The organism is Streptomyces sp. BE303 (assembly GCF_036290945.1).
GTDB lineage: Bacteria > Actinomycetota > Actinomycetes > Streptomycetales > Streptomycetaceae > Kitasatospora.
Genome location: NZ_JAQYWZ010000099.1, coordinates 1 through 376 on the forward strand (window position 1 = coordinate 1; position 376 = coordinate 376).

At 67.3% G+C, this 376-nt stretch carries 1 protein-coding gene; it reads right to left on the reverse strand.

Translation table 11 applies throughout. The features are described from left to right. Positions 1-223: hypothetical protein (locus PUR56_RS00380; protein ID WP_329947357.1), on the reverse strand; the 223-nt coding region annotated here is incomplete at its 3' end. Between the last annotated feature and the right edge of the window lie 153 nt (positions 224-376).

A 376-nucleotide genomic window follows, 5' to 3' on the forward strand; every position in this document is an offset into this window, starting at 1 on the left:
CCCGCACCTCCGCCAACGGCCGGTCCAGATAGGCATCCACGTGCAACGCCACCTGGTCGAAGGCATCCGCGAAAACCGGGAACGCCTCGTACAACCCCCGGCCCATCGACGCACGCTGCGCCCCCTGGCCCGTGAACAGGAACGCCACCCGGCCCGCCCGTGCGGTGCCGATCAGACCGCCCGCACCGGACACCACCGCCTCCCGCCCCCGCAGCACCGCCACCCGCCCACCCGCCTCCGCCCCCGCCCCCCGCGGAGACCGGCCCCACCCAACCACACACCCAAAACTATAAATAAAAAAAACCCACTCAACACCACAACAAAACCAACAACAAACACCACCCACCAACACAAACCCACCCGACACCCACCCAAC